General features: G+C 57.0%; 17 protein-coding genes and 1 other RNA gene. 9 read left to right on the top strand and 9 right to left on the bottom strand.

Annotated elements, in window-relative coordinates:
- Nucleotides 1-445: methyl-accepting chemotaxis protein (locus ASF69_RS03935; RefSeq protein ID WP_244475378.1), on the top strand; the 445-nt coding region annotated here is incomplete at its 5' end.
- A gap of 90 nt (nucleotides 446-535) precedes the next feature.
- On the opposite strand, the gene ASF69_RS03930 is transcribed toward ASF69_RS03935, so the two are convergent.
- The gene (locus tag ASF69_RS03930; protein WP_062585445.1) at nucleotides 536-1,129 is read right to left on the bottom strand and encodes a LysE family translocator; all 594 of its coding nucleotides are present in this window, start codon (nucleotides 1,127-1,129) and stop codon (nucleotides 536-538) included.
- Nucleotides 1,130-1,270: 141 nt separating this feature from the next.
- On the opposite strand from ASF69_RS03930, the gene ASF69_RS03925 reads away from it, so the two are divergent.
- The gene (locus tag ASF69_RS03925) at nucleotides 1,271-2,116 is read left to right on the top strand and encodes an aldo/keto reductase (protein WP_062585443.1); all 846 of its coding nucleotides are present in this window, start codon (nucleotides 1,271-1,273) and stop codon (nucleotides 2,114-2,116) included.
- Nucleotides 2,117-2,152: 36 nt separating this feature from the next.
- Here the strand turns inward: ASF69_RS03925 and ASF69_RS03920 are convergent, their stop codons facing one another.
- The 4 genes from ASF69_RS03920 to ASF69_RS03905 form a co-directional block, all read right to left on the bottom strand.
- Complete coding sequence (locus ASF69_RS03920) at nucleotides 2,153-2,473, bottom strand: hypothetical protein (RefSeq protein WP_156461974.1); 321 nt, start codon at nucleotides 2,471-2,473, stop codon at nucleotides 2,153-2,155.
- Complete coding sequence (locus ASF69_RS03915) at nucleotides 2,470-2,778, bottom strand: hypothetical protein (protein WP_062585439.1); 309 nt, start codon at nucleotides 2,776-2,778, stop codon at nucleotides 2,470-2,472. The genes ASF69_RS03920 and ASF69_RS03915 overlap by 4 nt, the downstream gene beginning before the upstream one ends.
- 143 nt (nucleotides 2,779-2,921) lie before the next feature.
- Nucleotides 2,922-3,494 (bottom strand): acetolactate synthase small subunit, encoded by a 573-nt coding sequence (ilvN, locus tag ASF69_RS03910; protein ID WP_062585431.1) that lies wholly within the window; start codon nucleotides 3,492-3,494, stop codon nucleotides 2,922-2,924.
- A gap of 21 nt (nucleotides 3,495-3,515) precedes the next feature.
- On the bottom strand, nucleotides 3,516-5,309 hold the full coding sequence (locus ASF69_RS03905) for an acetolactate synthase 3 large subunit (RefSeq protein WP_062585683.1): 1,794 nt from the start codon (nucleotides 5,307-5,309) through the stop codon (nucleotides 3,516-3,518).
- Between the two features lie 395 nt (nucleotides 5,310-5,704).
- Between ASF69_RS03905 and ASF69_RS03900 the strand changes: the two genes are divergently transcribed.
- Nucleotides 5,705-7,675, top strand: coding sequence for a DUF87 domain-containing protein (locus tag ASF69_RS03900; protein WP_062585429.1), 1,971 nt, complete (start codon nucleotides 5,705-5,707; stop codon nucleotides 7,673-7,675).
- A 98-nt stretch (nucleotides 7,676-7,773) separates the two neighbouring features.
- Here the strand turns inward: ASF69_RS03900 and miaA are convergent, their stop codons facing one another.
- Entirely contained in the window at nucleotides 7,774-8,670 is an 897-nt protein-coding gene (miaA, locus tag ASF69_RS03895; protein ID WP_062585427.1) for a tRNA (adenosine(37)-N6)-dimethylallyltransferase MiaA, read from the bottom strand.
- Here miaA and serB point away from each other — a divergent pair.
- Together serB and ASF69_RS03885 are read left to right on the top strand one after the other, a co-directional pair.
- Nucleotides 8,669-9,559, top strand: coding sequence for a phosphoserine phosphatase SerB (gene serB, locus ASF69_RS03890; protein WP_062585425.1), 891 nt, complete (start codon nucleotides 8,669-8,671; stop codon nucleotides 9,557-9,559). The genes miaA and serB overlap by 2 nt on opposite strands.
- Entirely contained in the window at nucleotides 9,556-10,113 is a 558-nt protein-coding gene (locus ASF69_RS03885) for a GNAT family N-acetyltransferase (RefSeq protein WP_062585423.1), read from the top strand. The genes serB and ASF69_RS03885 overlap by 4 nt, the downstream gene beginning before the upstream one ends.
- Nucleotides 10,114-10,384: 271 nt before the next feature.
- On the opposite strand, the gene ASF69_RS03880 is transcribed toward ASF69_RS03885, so the two are convergent.
- From ASF69_RS03880 to ssrA, 3 genes are all read right to left on the bottom strand, one after another.
- A complete protein-coding gene (locus ASF69_RS03880) occupies nucleotides 10,385-10,582 on the bottom strand; it encodes a DUF4169 family protein (protein WP_122068636.1) in 198 nt (65 codons plus the stop codon).
- A 34-nt stretch (nucleotides 10,583-10,616) separates the two neighbouring features.
- Nucleotides 10,617-11,123: an SspB family protein gene (locus ASF69_RS03875; RefSeq protein ID WP_062585420.1), complete on the bottom strand. Its 507-nt coding sequence runs from the start codon at nucleotides 11,121-11,123 to the stop codon at nucleotides 10,617-10,619.
- Between the two features lie 129 nt (nucleotides 11,124-11,252).
- Nucleotides 11,253-11,624: a transfer-messenger RNA gene (gene ssrA, locus ASF69_RS03870) on the bottom strand.
- 116 nt (nucleotides 11,625-11,740) lie between these two features.
- Here ssrA and ASF69_RS03865 point away from each other — a divergent pair.
- From ASF69_RS03865 to hflK, 4 genes are all read left to right on the top strand, one after another.
- Nucleotides 11,741-12,049 carry a DUF2853 family protein gene (locus ASF69_RS03865; protein ID WP_062585418.1) on the top strand — a complete coding sequence of 103 codons (309 nt, stop codon included), beginning with the start codon at nucleotides 11,741-11,743 and terminating at the stop codon, nucleotides 12,047-12,049.
- 88 nt (nucleotides 12,050-12,137) lie between these two features.
- Nucleotides 12,138-12,932 (top strand): thymidylate synthase, encoded by a 795-nt coding sequence (locus tag ASF69_RS03860; RefSeq protein WP_062585416.1) that lies wholly within the window; start codon nucleotides 12,138-12,140, stop codon nucleotides 12,930-12,932.
- Nucleotides 12,929-13,444: a dihydrofolate reductase gene (locus ASF69_RS03855; protein ID WP_062585414.1), complete on the top strand. Its 516-nt coding sequence runs from the start codon at nucleotides 12,929-12,931 to the stop codon at nucleotides 13,442-13,444. The genes ASF69_RS03860 and ASF69_RS03855 overlap by 4 nt, the downstream gene beginning before the upstream one ends.
- Nucleotides 13,445-13,601: 157 nt before the next feature.
- A complete protein-coding gene (gene hflK, locus ASF69_RS03850; protein WP_062585412.1) occupies nucleotides 13,602-14,732 on the top strand; it encodes an FtsH protease activity modulator HflK in 1,131 nt (376 codons plus the stop codon).

Below are 14,732 nucleotides of genomic sequence, written 5' to 3'. Positions count from 1 at the left end.
CACTTCCGGCGAACATGTTCGCTCCGGCGTGGAGCTTGTCGGTGAAACCGGTCGTGCGCTTGAAGTCATCGTTTCCGAAGTGCAGGAAATCAACCGTCATATCCATGCGATCGTTGAATCGTCGCGCGAACAGTCGGTCGGCCTTCAGGAAATCAACACCGCCGTCAACACCATGGATCAGGGCACGCAGCAGAACGCGGCCATGGTCGAGCAGTCGACAGCGGCCAGCCATAGCCTCGCCAAGGAAGCGGCATCTTTGAACCAGTTGCTCAACCAGTTCAACCTCGGCAATGGCAGTGGCACATCCGCGCGCCCTGTTCAGGTGGCGACAGCCGCTTCGGCGCCCGTTGCCTCCCCGACGCGCCAGTTGATGCGCAAGGTGGCAGGCGCCTTTGGTGGCGGTTCCGCCGCCGCAGCAGCCGACAGCTCCTGGGAAGAGTTCTGATCCCAGGCGTCAAGCCCGAACACGCAAACGGAGCCCGGGGAGATCCCGGGCTTTTTTGTGCCTATTCCTCGCTTGCCAGCTGACGCGCGATCACTTCAACATCGGCCACAGGCTGATAACCAGAAGCACGGCCATGGTGATGTTGAACCATTTCAACCGCGCTGGCACAGATAACCATTCCCGAAGCGCAGAGCCGAACCCTGCCCATGTCGACACACTTGGAAGATTGACCGCCGCAAAAGCCAGCCCGACCAGCATCACCGTGAAATAATATTGGCTGTCATCCGTATAGGTTGCCATGGCGGTCACGGCCATGACCCAGGCCTTCGGATTGACCCATTGAAATGCCGCAGCCCCGATAAATGTCATGGGTCGCGCGCCGATCCTGCCGTCGGCCAGGGATCGGGACATTCCTATCTTCCAGGCCATCCAAAGAAGATAGGCGCCGCCGGCAAATTTGAGGAGCGTATAAAGTACCGGGATTGCATGTAAGAGAGCGCCGAGCCCCAGCCCTACACCGATCAATAGAGACAGGAAACCCGCGCCTATTCCGAGCATGTGAGGGACGGTACGCCGAAAACCAAAATTCACGCCCGATGCAAACAGCATCATATTGTTTGGGCCCGGCGTTATGGACGTCGTGAAAGCGAAAAGCAGAAGCGCTATAAAGGTGTCGATTGTCATGGCATTCCCCTTGAGGCGGAAATCTAGTCGCGCTCCCTTTCAAAGACCAGCCATGGGCGCGAATGGAACTGCCCACAAGTTTTGATGGATCATCCAGTCGTCTCGGTGGTTATCGGTGTGACTGCAAAACAGGAGAAACCTATGTTTGATGATATCCCAACCGTCACCCTGCCATCCGGCAAATCCGTTCCGGCTTTGGGAATTGGAACGTGGAACATGGGCGATTCCAAAAATGAAATGCCAAAGGAGATCGCCGCCATCCGCAAGGCCATTGAACTCGGCATGACGGTGGTCGATACGGCTGAGATGTACGCCGATGGCCGCTCGGAGGAAGTCGTTGGCGAGGCGATCAAGACGTTGCGCGATGACGTGTTCCTTGTCAGCAAGGTCTATCCACACAATGCCAGCGCCCAGGGCACCATCGAGGCCTGCGAGCGCAGCCTCAAGCGGTTAGGAACAGACTGCCTAGACCTCTACCTGCTGCATTGGCGCGGCTCCTATCCGCTCAAAGAGACTGTGAGCGCCTTCGAAAAGCTGAGGGACGATGGCAAGATCAAAGACTGGGGTGTTTCCAACTTCGATACCGATGACATGGAAGAACTGTTTTCGGTGGAAAACGGCAGCAATTGCGCGGCCAATCAGGTGCTCTACAATCTGTCACGCCGCGGACCCGAATATGATCTTCTGCCCTGGTGCCAAAGCCATGGCGTTCCCCTCATGGCATATTCGCCCATAGAACAGGGCCGCATTCTCTCCAACCATGAACTCATCCGCATCGCCAAGGCCTATCAGGCAACGCCCGCACAGGTCGCTCTTGCCTTCCTTCTGGAACTCGATGGTGTCATGCCTATCCCGAAATCGTCGAATGCTGAGCGGGTAACGGAAAATCGCGGCGCGCCCGAACTGGAGATAACCGACGAAGACTGGGCTGCACTGGATGCCGCCTTCCCGCCGCCGGTAAAAAAGACTGCGCTGGCAATGCTATAATGCCAGCGCGCCGGCTCCATCGATCTTACACCGGCGTCACCGCCGGTGATAAAACTGCTTCAGGATGAGGTAGGTCGGGTATGAAATTGCCATCAGGAAGATGCTCGCTTCATGGGTTGAGGCTGCGTCGGCCCACTTATCGAGACGTGAATGGCTGCCAAAAAGCCCCACACCGAAAAGCGCGACTCCGCAACCGGCCACAGCGATAGCGAGGGCAAAGCCCCACCACGGCCAGACAATCGAATCATTATGGACGAGATAGAGCGAAAAAAGCGATCCCGCCATCAGCAGAAGGCCGACTGTGAGGAGATAACTTCTGCAGTACAAAGCCCATGTTTCGCGTGATTTTCGGTTCACATTGGCTCCCCGTAAATAAATCTCCAGCCGATGCCAAAGGCAAGCGCTGCAACAGCGGAGGCAGAAAATAGGATGAGATGGGCAAGTCCGGGAACGGTCGAAAAATACTGTTTTGCTTCCGCACCATAAATACCGATCTTCAGCAACACCCTGTCATGCCCATCTTTGCGACCTTGCGAAAACAGATCACCCTCCCAAAGCGCTCCAAAATCTTCTCGACGCCCAAGGCGGACAAAGATGATCAGGTGAAAGGATATTGCCAGCACGATAGCGGCGCCGGCTGACAGGATGAAGTACTCCTTCAATGCAAAATGTCCCTCATTGGCATCCGTTAGCACTTGCACATCTACCCATAATCAGGCCGTGCCTCAACCCACCGGACCTAACGAGAAACAAAAATGCCCGCAGCAGATGCAGCGGGCATTGTCGTCTTAGATGCCTTTAGAGATTACATTCCCTGTGGACCGCGGTTCATTGCAGCGATGCCGGTGCGGCAAACTTCAAGGAGACCCAGCGGCTTGATGATGGACAGGAACTGGTCGATCTTGGACGACTTGCCGGTGATTTCAAAAATGAAATGCTCCAGCGTCGCATCTACCACCTTGGCATGGAAAGCATCGGCCAGACGGAGCGTTTCGGCGCGATCTTCACCGCGTCCTGCCACCTTGATGAGCGCGACTTCGCGTTCGATCGGCCGGTCCTGCCCGTTCTGGCGGGCGCGTACGGTCAGGTCCACGACTCGGTGAACCGGAACGATGCGTTCCAGCTGCGCCTTGATCTGCTCGAGAACGCCCGGCGTTCCGCGGGTCACGATGGTGATGCGCGAGAGATGCGCCTCATGCTCCGTTTCAGAAACCGTCAGGCTTTCAATGTTGTAGCCGCGCCCGGAAAACAGGCCGATGACGCGGGCGAGAACGCCCGGCTCATTGGCAACGAGAACCGATAGCGTGTGGTTCTCGACGGTTTCCGTTTCCTTCTGAATGAAGTAGGCCGAACCGGTAGGCTGTAGATGTGCGTTCATATCCGTATTCCTTTCCAGTTCTTAGACGAGCTGACGGCCCTTGGCATCGATGGCGTTTGCAACGGCTTCGTCGGTGGCTTCATCCGGCAGAAGCATTTCATTATGCGCCTTGCCCGATGGGATCATCGGGAAGCAGTTGGCGAGATTGGCCACGCGGCAATCGAAGATAACCGGCTTGTCGACGGCAATCATCTCGGCAATCTTGCCATCCAGTTCCTTCGGGTCATCGCAATACATGCCGACCGCGCCGTAAGCTTCCGCCAGCTTGACGAAGTCAGGCATGGCTTCCGTATAGGAGTTGGACAGGCGGTTACCATGCAGCAACTGCTGCCACTGGCGCACCATGCCCATATACTGGTTGTTGAGGATGAAGATCTTGACCGGCAGGCTATACTGGATCGCGCAAGACATTTCCTGAATGCACATCTGGATCGAGGCGTCACCGGCGATGTCGATGACCAGTGCTTCCGGATGCGCAACCTGAACGCCGATGGCAGCAGGCAGACCATAACCCATGGTGCCGAGACCGCCCGACGTCATCCAGCGGTTTGGCTCCTCAAAGCCGAAGAACTGCGCAGCCCACATCTGATGCTGACCGACTTCCGTCGTGATGTAGGTTTCGCGACCCTTGGATGCCTCATACAGCCGCTGAATGGCGTATTGCGGCATGATGACGTCGTTGGAGTTCTTGTAGGCAAAGGACTTGCGCGCCCGCCAGCGGTCGATCTGCTGGTGCCACTCTTCCGTCTGCGCCTTTTCAGGACGCTTCGGCAGAGCCCGCCACAGGCGAACCACGTCTTCCAGAACGCGACCGACATCGCCAACGATTGGAATATCGACGCGAACATTCTTGTTGATCGAAGACGGATCGATATCGATGTGGATCTTCTTTGAGTTCGGCGCGAATGCGTTCAGACGACCGGTAATACGGTCATCAAACCGGGCACCGATACAGACCATGACATCGCAATCATGCATGGCCATGTTGGCTTCGTAGGAACCGTGCATACCCAGCATACCCAGCCACTTGTCACCGGATGCGGGATAGCAGCCAAGGCCCATGAGGGTCGAGGTAATCGGGAAGCCTGTCAGTTCAACCAGTTCGCGCAGCAGGCGGGTGGCCTCCGGACCGGAGTTGATAACGCCACCGCCCGTATAAAGAACAGGGCGACGCGCCTTCGACATCAGTTCGATGGCAGCATGAACGGCGTTGAGATCACCCTGAACCTTCGGCCTGTAGCTCTTCTGCTGAATGGCAGCAGATGGCGGCGTGTAAGTGCCGGTCGCAAACTGGATATCCTTGGGAACATCGACAACAACGGGACCGGGACGTCCTGTCTGGGCAATGCGGAAAGCTTCGTGGATGATGCCAGCCAGCTCGTTGACATCCTTTACCAGCCAGTTGTGCTTGGTGCAGGGGCGCGTAATGCCAACGGTGTCGCACTCCTGGAAAGCATCGGAGCCAATGAGCGATGTGGGAACCTGACCGGAAATGCAGACCAGCGGGATGCTGTCCATCAACGCATCCTGCAGAGGCGTAACGGCATTGGTGGCACCAGGACCGGATGTGACCAGCATGACGCCGACCTTGCCGGTGGAACGGGCGTAACCCTCAGCGGCGTGGCCTGCACCCTGCTCGTGACGAACCAGAATGTGCTGGATGTCGTCCTGCTGGAAAATCTCGTCATAGATCGGAAGAACAGCACCGCCCGGATAGCCGAAAATATGCTCGACGCCGTTGTCCTTCAACGCACGCAGAACGATTTCCGCGCCCGTCATGGTGTTGCTGTTTTCCGTATTGTCCTTATCCGTCATTGCCTGTTCCATCCCGATTTGGCTTTGGATATCGCGGAGCCGTTTGGCTCAAGTGAAGACATAAAAAAAGGCCCCTTGAGGAGCCTCGTTCAGCGCATGGGTGCTTTCGCCGGATGGTTACACCATCCTGCCCATGCGCCGTCCCACCACGATAAGTACGTTAAGATTTTTCATGGGCCGGAGTGTTAGACAGAAAACCCTGGTCCGTCAACGCATATTGCGGAAAAAATCGGCGCGCGTTTCCTTTTGTTGCGAAAAGAGACATCCGGAAGAAATATAAATGCGCGGTCCTTACACGAGTTGTTAAAGGCAATCGATTAGACTGCCGCCAACCAACGGGATCAACCCGTGCGCGGCCACCAACGGGCCGACAAGATGCATGACAGGGGCGAGACGTGTTCAACGACGACCTTCGCAAATCGGCAAAAGCAGGCGAACATGAACGCCGCACCGAAACCGCAGCCGGCAATCGGCAACTCGGCCATGTCATTTCCTGCACCGGCTCCCACGCGACGATTGCAGCCACCATCGAACCCGGCAAGACAGACCTTGCGGAACTATGGTCTGTCGGCAGGCTGATCTCCATCGATCTTGGAGAAACCCGTGTCGCCGCCCTCACCTATGCAATGAAGACCGGCCAGGCGGAGTGGTCGTCCAGCCGCAGCAACACGCTTCTGGTCGACGTTGAGCTTCTGGGTGAAATTCACCGCGACCCTGATCGTGCAGAACGGTTCTCGACCGGAATCTCCCGCTATCCCTATCTCGGCGCCGTCGCCCATCGCATTCGCGCCAGCGATCTCATGCGCATCTACGAGACCGGCGGAGGCGGCGCTTGCGTTGTCGGCAAGCTGACGCAGGATGATACTGTCGATGCAACCATCAGCATCCCGCAGATGCTTTCAAAGCACTTCGCCGTGCTCGGCTCCACCGGCGTCGGAAAATCGACAGCGGTCTCCCTGCTTCTGAACAAGGCGATACAGCAGGATCCCAAGCTGCGCGTGCTCATTCTCGATCCGCACAATGAGTTTGCGGCCGCCTTCCCCATGACCTCCGTCGTCATCGACACAGACACGCTCGACCTTCCCTTCTGGCTGATGAAGCTTGAGGAATTCACCGAAGTTCTCTATCGCGGACGCCATGCGGTATCCGAAGAGCTCGACGTACTTCGTGACCTCATCCCGGAGGCAAAACGCGCCTTCCGTGGCTCCGAAAATTCCGTCATGCGCCGGGCATCGGAAAAATCGTCGCTGACATCGGATACGCCAGTTCCCTATCGCATCGCCGACCTGTTGGCATTGATAGACGAACGCATCGGGCGGCTGGAAGGGCGCGAAGAAAAGCCCGCTCTGCGGACGCTGAAGATGCGCATCATGGCTGCGATCAACGATCCGCGTTACCATTTCATGTTCTCCAACAGCACCATCAGCGACACGATCATGGAAACCGTCGCGCATATTTTCCGGGTGCCGGGAGAAGGCAAGCCGATCTCCGTGTTCCAGCTTGCCGGGATTCCGTCAGAGGTGGTGAACTCCGTCGCTTCCGTTCTGTGCCGAATGGCTTTTGAGCTGGCATTGTGGAGCCAGGGCGCCATTCATACGCTTGTCGTCTGCGAAGAGGCGCACCGCTACATCCCGGCAGATCCTGCGCTTGGCTTTTTCCCGACACGACAGGCCATTGCCCGCATTGCCAAGGAAGGGCGCAAATATGGTGCTTCGCTTGGCATCATCACCCAGCGTCCGGGAGAGTTGGATCAGACGATCCTCTCCCAGTGCTCTACCGTGTTTGCCATGCGGCTTTCCAACGAAAACGACCAGAACATTATTCGCTCCGCCATTCCCAATTCATCTGTCTCCACCACCAGCTTTCTGTCATCCATCGGCAACGGTGAAGCCATTGCGTTTGGTGAGGCCATCAGCGTCCCCATGCGCATCCGCTTCAACCGCGTGCCTTCGCACATCCTGCCAAAGGCCAACGGCATCGCGCCATCTGTCGTTGAAGATACGCCTGATACTGTCGACCTTCGCTCCATCGTCAAACGTATGCGCGCCGTTACCGGTCCCGATATCTCCGGCTTCCGCCAGAGTTACGATGCCAAGATTGCTCAGGATGCTGATGACGAGGAACTGGAAAACTGGAAACAGGAATTCAACGAGAGTGGCGGCATCGAGCCCTATCGCCCTGAAATGCTGCCGCGCAGCTCTGTCTTTTCCTCAACGGCGCAGATGCCCAGCCTTTCCGGCTCAACGCCTGCCCGCGACACCTTCCCGAGGGCGCCAACACGCGCCCCTGCCGGCGACGAGCAGAGAACTTCGCTTCGAGAAAGTTTGCTAAGGAAGCCACTGGGAAGCCTGTATCGCGACGAGTGAGGTGCGAGGGCTTTGATCCCTCCACCGTAAAAGACTGCCCGCACCGCACAAGCGATGCTGCCGTACTTTGGCCAATGGCAGGAATGACGACAAGGATGCTAAGGCACCAGCCTTTGCCAGTCTTCCCCCATCTGATTGCGGAACCACGTCATTTGCCGTTTGGCATATTGGCGGGTCGCTGCTGCAGCTTTTTCGATGACATCCGCCTCGCTCATCCGTCCTGCCAGCATCTCTGCAATCTGCGTCACGCCGATGGCCTTCATCACGGTGGCGTCCCTGGGCAGATCAAGCGCCAGCAGCGTCTCGACTTCCTCCACCGCGCCGCTTTGCATCATACCCGCAAACCGTCTGTTGATGCGGTCGTGAAGCACGGCGCGCTCCGGCAGCACCACATATTTGCGCGCGCGTGCGGGGTCCACGATGACAGGCCCACTGACCGTCTGGAAATCTCTGATCGACTGCCCTGTTGCTTCCAGCACCTCCAGTGCCCTGACGATGCGCTGTCCATCCGCGAGCCTCAGGCTTGATGCCATCTGCGGGTCGCGCAGCGACAATTCGCTGTGAAGCACCTCTGCACCCTCTTCCAGCAGACGCGTCCGGTAACGCTCGCGAATATCTCCCGGCACCGCCGGCATGTTGGACAAGCCGCCAGTCAACGCCTTGAAATAGAGCCCGGTGCCGCCGACGATGACGGGGTGACGTCCCTCGCCGCGCAGTGTTTGAAGAAGAGCTGTGATCTGCCGCAACCATTCGCCTGTGGAATAGGGTTGTGCAGGGTGCACATGACCGTAAAGCAGATGCGGCACCCCTTCCATTTCGGCGAGGCCAGGCCGCGCGGTCAAGACCTGCAGAGTATCGTAAACCTGCATACTATCGGCGTTGATGACGACACCATTTCTCTCCCCCGCCAGACGAAGCGCAAGCGCGGACTTGCCGCTTGCCGTCGGGCCGGTTATCAGGGTCGCATCGAATTCGTCATCAAGGTTTTTCATCATGGCTCTCGTTGCCACGCTTATCGCCAATCCGTCAAATCCTGTTCTGTCTACCACCCTTGCGGAGGCCGCAGCGGAAGCACTGAAGGCATCCGGGCTTTATTGGCTGGCAGATGGCATCGCCTGCGATGTGGTGCTGCGCGACGGGACGCAGGCGGCCGAGGCCGAGGGGATCTTGCGCCAAACCATTGGCGATCTGCCCATCGACATGGCCATTCAGGAGCAGGATGCACGTCGCAAGAAAATTCTTATTGCAGACATGGATTCTACCATGATCGGCCAGGAATGCATCGATGAATTGGCAGCAGAGGTGGGGCTGAAGGAAAAGGTCTCTGCCATCACGGCAAGAGCGATGAACGGCGAGATCGATTTTGAGCCTGCACTTCGTGAGCGTGTGGCGCTGTTGAAGGGTCTGCCGATTTCGGTGGTGGATGAGGTGATCCAAAAGCGCATTACGCTCACCCCCGGCGGCATGGAACTCATCGCCACCATGAAGGCGAAGGGGCATTATACCGCGCTCGTCTCCGGCGGCTTCACCGTCTTCACCAGCCGCATCGCTGCAATGTTGAACTTCGACGAAAACCGCGCCAACATTCTTGGTGAAAAGGACGGGCTGCTTGATGGCACCGTAGCTGAACCGATTCTCGGCAAGCAGGCCAAGGTCGATGCTCTCAACGACATCGCACAACGGCTTGGCATCTCGCCGCAAGACGCGATGGCCGTGGGCGATGGTGCAAACGACCTTGGCATGTTGCATCTGGCAGGCGCAGGCGTGGCGCTTCACGCCAAGCCCGCAGTCGCGGCAGAGGCAAAAATCCGCATCGATCACAGCGATCTGACCGCCCTTCTCTACCTTCAGGGTTACCGAAAGTCCGACTTCGTCAGCGCATGATTATCAGTGGAACGCAAAGGCTGATCCTGCGGGATTGGAAGGACAGCGACCGCGATCTGTTTCGAGAGGTCAATGCCGATCCTGACGTGATGGAGTTCTTTCCCCATACGCGAAGCCATGCCGAATCGGACGCCACCATGGAGCGCGTCAACGACATGATCCATGCTTCCGGCTATGGATTTTATGCCATGGAGCTACGCGAGACGGGAGAACCCCTCGGATTCTGCGGGATAGCACCCGCCAATCTCGAAGGAATTTTCCCGGCCGGGACAATGGAGATCGGCTGGCGGCTGGCCACGCGCTATTGGGGCCAAGGATATGTCACGGAAGCGGCAAAAGCGCTGCTATCAATGGCGTTCGATGAAAAGAAGCTGCCCGAAATCGTCTCTTTCGCTGTCCAAGACAATCTTCGCTCCATTGCCGTGATGAAACGCATCGGCCTCATCCGCGACGCCGCCCGCGACTTTCAGCACCCGCGCGTGCCGGATACCCAAGCACACCTCAAGCAGCATGTGACCTACGCGCTGACTCTAGAGCGGTGGAAGGGGAATTGAGCGACAACTCCGTTACCGGGGTTCGAGCTTGATGGCCACAGCATTATGTTTGGACAGCAATGCGTTGTTTTCCAACACAAAAACGAAGACGGCGGAGGTCGCTTGAGGGCATGGGACGCTTGCAATGGCAGCAGCATCACGACAACATATCGGCTCAATTCAGGCTAAACTAACGCGCGAACCACAAAGACCGGTGTGATCCGACACTCCGGTTGCGCCGGCGTTCTGTTTTTAAAAGGAGGTAACTCTCCATGGGCCGCGTTAGCGGGCGCTAAGCGTCGTCTCCCTCGCCCTTCTCAAGTTTGCCCTGATCCAGCAAACGCTCGGCCTTTTCATTCAAGGCAGAGGTGAGGTTTTTCTCGGCCTTTGTCCGGCCGAATGTCAGGCGGTTTTGCTCCGCCTGCTTTTCTTTTTCGGAACGCGCTTTCTGTTTGCGAAACTGGCGCAGATTTACGACATCGCCCGTCAAGACCATCTCCTGTTCGCGCCAGCCTGCAGAAACATCACTTGTTCTTGCGGAATGCATCCAGTGAAACGACCGAACCGGCCTTCTTTTCTTCGTCCGGCTTTTCTTCGGAAGAAGCTGTCTTGTTTTCCGAAGGCACGGGGTAAGCGGTGATTTCCGCCTCCACGACTTCTTCCTCTTCGGCCATCGGCACATCGAATTCGAGTTCGAAATTGACCGAAGGATCGTAGAAGCCGCGAATCGCATTGAACGGGATGACCAGCTTTTCCGGCGTGTCGGAGAAGGATAGACCGATCTCGAACTGTGTTTCAGTGACCTTCATGTCCCAGAACTGGTGCTGGATAACGATGGTCATCTGCTCGGCATACTTGGCCTTGAGATGCTGGGAAATGCGCACGCCCGGAGCGCCGGTGAGGAACGTGATGAAGAAGTGATGGTCACCCGGCAGCCTGCTGGTGGCCGCGACTTCGCTCAATACCTTGCGAATAACGCCGCGAAGGGCATCCTGTGCGAGAATGTCGTAACGGATATGATCCTGCCCCATGCGGTCCTGTCTTTCCTTATTCGAACGTCTTTTAACCAAGTATACGCAATGTCTTACAGCGCAGCAACGGAAAAGCCCCGCTCTGCCCGAGTCATATCATCATATAAACAATTCCGGCGAAATAGAGAAGGTGGAGGTTTCTGTTGCCAGGTACCTCCGAACCCCGCCTTACGGGGCTAACCGTAAGGACTTAGAGCGGAATTCCCGCACCGCCATTAGGCAGCGAGAGCGTATTCCTTAGCGTTGTTGTCATTTGCAACTACACTTGTGACCCGATAACGGCGGTATCATGCCGAGCAAAAGTTCGATCTTTACACCCTTGTCGATCCTATTTCGCCCCCATCAAAAGCCGACGTCTTCCTTCGAAGCGTCGGTTTTTGGTGGAGGCGCCGGGTACCGCCCCCGGGTCCAATAGGCTTATTCCATCGACCGTTTATCGCCATAGCCGGATTTGCACCCGGCAAGGCTCATATAGGCGTTTCATACGCAGGAGAAAAGAGGCTGCGTGACATTTCGATGAAAGGTTGCGCGCAATTCTTGACGGCGCCGCGCACTTGAAACATTCTTCTTTATAAGTGGGGACTTATTTACACTGCTCAACAGATGGAGGAGAGGACATGATGGACTATCTTGCGGATGTGAAAATTTATGATGCGGGCGCTGACGAGGCGATCGTCAATAAAATCGTCAAGCACCTGGGCATTGCATTGCGCGACCGGGATTCGGCCATGGTTTCGACCTCCGATCCAAACGAGCTGGCGCGGGTAAAGACGAACTGGATTGGCAAGAAGCTGGGTGTGACGGGGCCGGACGCGGACAAGGCGATGGAAGAAACGATTGCCGCGATGAAAGGCGACCGCACCAAATCGCGCGTGACCTTCTATTATCTCGTTGCCAAACATCTCGGGAAACTCGAAACGCTCTGATTTCCTGTGGGCGAGGCTATTCCCGACACTGGTTCCGCCGCCGCAAAAGCCTATAATATGGCATTGGAAGAATCGGCGGCGGACTGAGATGAAACAATATCTGGACCTTCTTGAACATGTGATGAAAACGGGGACCGATCGCGGCGACCGCACCGGCACCGGCACACGTTCCGTGTTTGGATACCAGATGCGTTTCGACCTCTCGCAAGGCTTTCCGGTTCTCACCACCAAGAAATTGCACCTGCGCTCCATTATCCATGAGCTTCTTTGGTTCCTGAAGGGCGATACCAATATCGCCTATCTCAAGGATAACGGCGTTTCCATCTGGGATGAGTGGGCCGATGAGAATGGCAATCTTGGCCCGGTCTACGGTGCACAGTGGCGCTCCTGGCCGGCACCCGATGGCCGCCACATAGACCAGATCGCGCTTCTGCTCGAAAGCCTGAAGACCAACCCGAATTCGCGCCGCCACATCGTTTCGGCCTGGAACCCCGCGCTGGTGGATGACATGGCGCTGCCGCCCTGCCACTGCCTGTTCCAGTTCTATGTGTCTGACGGCAAATTGTCCTGCCAGCTTTACCAGCGTTCGGCGGATATTTTCCTCGGCGTACCCTTCAATATCGCTTCCTACGCGCTTTTGACACTCATGGTGGCGCAGGTCACAGGTCTGAATCCGGGCGATTTCGTTCATACGCTGGGCGATGCGCATATCTACGCCAACCATTTCGAGCAGGCCGAGTTGCAGATGCAGCGCAAGCCGAAAGCCCTGCCCACCATGCGCCTCAACCCCGATGTCAAAAGCCTGTTCGACTTCAAGTTTGAAGATTTCACACTGGAAAATTACGAGGCCGACGCCTCCATCAAGGCACCGATTGCGGTATGATGCAGCCGCGCATCACTCTCATCGCCGCTGTGGCTGAAAATGGCGTCATCGGGCGCGATCTCGACATGCCCTGGAAACTTTCCACCGACCTGAAGCACTTCAAGGCGGCGACCATGGGCAAGCCTTTGATCATGGGCCGCAAGACGTTCCTATCGGTCGGGGAACGTCCCCTGCCCGGTCGGCCGCACATCATCATCAGCCGTAACCCGGACTATCGGCCCGATGGCGTCAATGTCGTGTCATCGCTGGAAGACGCGCTTGATCTGGGTCGTCATCTGGCACAAACGCTTGGTGTCGATGAGGTTTTTGTTGCAGGTGGCGGCGAGATCTACCGTCAGGCCATGCCCTTTGCCGATCAACTTTCCGTCACCCATGTGGACGTTTCGCTGGAAGGCGACACTTTTTTTCCGCAGATCGACCCAGAGGTTTTCGAAAAATTCGAGGAAACCGCCGCTCCGGCAGGCGAAAACGACGATTTTCCAGTCAGATTCGCGAGATATCGCCGACGTTAGTGAATTGTGCGAACTATTTACCGTGATTGGGTATTAAGTTACCGCCTCCGCGTTGAAACGGACCCTCCTCCTACTTATAACTTAGACCATATTCCCGCCTGACATGCGCAAGCCTGTTCAAGAGGGAGCGGGAGAGTTTTTAGCATAAGAGGTATGGATGCCCTGGAGCAATCAGAATGGCGGCGGCGGCCCGTGGGGTGGCGGCGGTAACGGCGGCGGCGGCGGTGGAAACAACCAAGGCGGGCCTTGGGGACAGGGACCGAACCGCCCACGCGGTGGCGGTGGTGGAGGCAATGGCGGACCTCCCGATCTGGAAGAGATCATCCGTCGCAGTCAGGACCGTTTCAAGAACATCCTGCCCGGTGGCTTCAACGGCGGCGTCATTGCCATCCTCGTTCTGGTCATCCTTGCCTTTGTCGGCATTCAGTCCATCTACACCGTCCAGCCGGATGAACGCGGCGTGGAACTTCGCTTTGGCAAGCCCAAGGACGAGATTTCGATGCCGGGGCTTCACTTCCATTTCTGGCCCATTGAGACGGTCGAGATCGTCAAGGTCACAGAGCAGCAGCAGAACATCGGCGCTCGCGCCACATCAACATCGGCAGCAACCGGCGTGATGCTGACGGGCGACCAGAATATTGTCAATGTTCAGTTCTCCGTTCTTTACACGGTCTCCGACCCCAAATCCTACCTCTTCAACGTAGATGCTCCTGCCGAAACCCTTCAGCAGGTTTCCGAAAGCGCCATGCGTGAGGTAGTCGGTCGCCGTCCTGCCCAGGACATTTTCCGCGATAACCGCCAGGCAATAGCGGCAGACGTGCGCGGCATTATCCAGGCCACCATGGATGGCTATGGCGCCGGCATTTCCATCAATGCGGTTGCGATCGAAGATGCGGCTCCGCCGCGCGAAGTCGCCGATGCGTTTGACGAAGTGCAGCGCGCTGAACAGGACGAAGACCGTTTCGTTCAGGAAGCCAACCAGTACGCCAACCAGAAACTCGGTGCCGCGCGCGGTCAGGCCGCGCAGATCGTCGAAGAGGCGAGCGCTTACAAGAGCCGTGTGGTCAACGAAGCACAGGGTGAGGCACAGCGCTTCATCTCGATCTACGACCAGTATCGCACAGCACCGGAAGTCACGCGTGAGCGCATGTTCATCGAAACGATGGAACAGGTTCTCAAGGGCTCCAACAAGATCATCATCGATGAAAAGCAGGGAGTGGTACCGTATCTGCCTCTGAACGAAATCATGCGCGGCAACACCGGCGCAGCACAGCAGGGAGGCAACTGA

It is taken from the genome of Rhizobium sp. Leaf311 (assembly GCF_001423445.1).
Lineage (GTDB): Bacteria > Pseudomonadota > Alphaproteobacteria > Rhizobiales > Rhizobiaceae > Agrobacterium.
This window is presented reverse-complemented; position numbering and strand designations above follow the sequence as displayed.

What these genes read in the sequence shown, in the direction of transcription:
- ASF69_RS03930 (WP_062585445.1), bottom strand. Translation starts at nt 1,129, where the DNA reads ATGACAATCGACACCTTTATAGCGCTTCTGCTTTTCGCTTTCACGACG.
- ASF69_RS03925 (WP_062585443.1), top strand. Translation starts at nt 1,271, where the DNA reads ATGTTTGATGATATCCCAACCGTCACCCTGCCATCCGGCAAATCCGTT.
- ilvN (WP_062585431.1), bottom strand. Translation starts at nt 3,494, where the DNA reads ATGAACGCACATCTACAGCCTACCGGTTCGGCCTACTTCATTCAGAAG.
- ASF69_RS03905 (WP_062585683.1), bottom strand. Translation starts at nt 5,309, where the DNA reads ATGACGGATAAGGACAATACGGAAAACAGCAACACCATGACGGGCGCG.
- serB (WP_062585425.1), top strand. Translation starts at nt 8,669, where the DNA reads ATGGCTCTCGTTGCCACGCTTATCGCCAATCCGTCAAATCCTGTTCTG.
- miaA (WP_062585427.1), bottom strand. Translation starts at nt 8,670, where the DNA reads ATGATGAAAAACCTTGATGACGAATTCGATGCGACCCTGATAACCGGC.
- ASF69_RS03885 (WP_062585423.1), top strand. Translation starts at nt 9,556, where the DNA reads ATGATTATCAGTGGAACGCAAAGGCTGATCCTGCGGGATTGGAAGGAC.
- ASF69_RS03875 (WP_062585420.1), bottom strand. Translation starts at nt 11,123, where the DNA reads ATGGGGCAGGATCATATCCGTTACGACATTCTCGCACAGGATGCCCTT.
- ASF69_RS03865 (WP_062585418.1), top strand. Translation starts at nt 11,741, where the DNA reads ATGATGGACTATCTTGCGGATGTGAAAATTTATGATGCGGGCGCTGAC.
- ASF69_RS03860 (WP_062585416.1), top strand. Translation starts at nt 12,138, where the DNA reads ATGAAACAATATCTGGACCTTCTTGAACATGTGATGAAAACGGGGACC.
- ASF69_RS03855 (WP_062585414.1), top strand. Translation starts at nt 12,929, where the DNA reads ATGATGCAGCCGCGCATCACTCTCATCGCCGCTGTGGCTGAAAATGGC.
- hflK (WP_062585412.1), top strand. Translation starts at nt 13,602, where the DNA reads ATGCCCTGGAGCAATCAGAATGGCGGCGGCGGCCCGTGGGGTGGCGGC.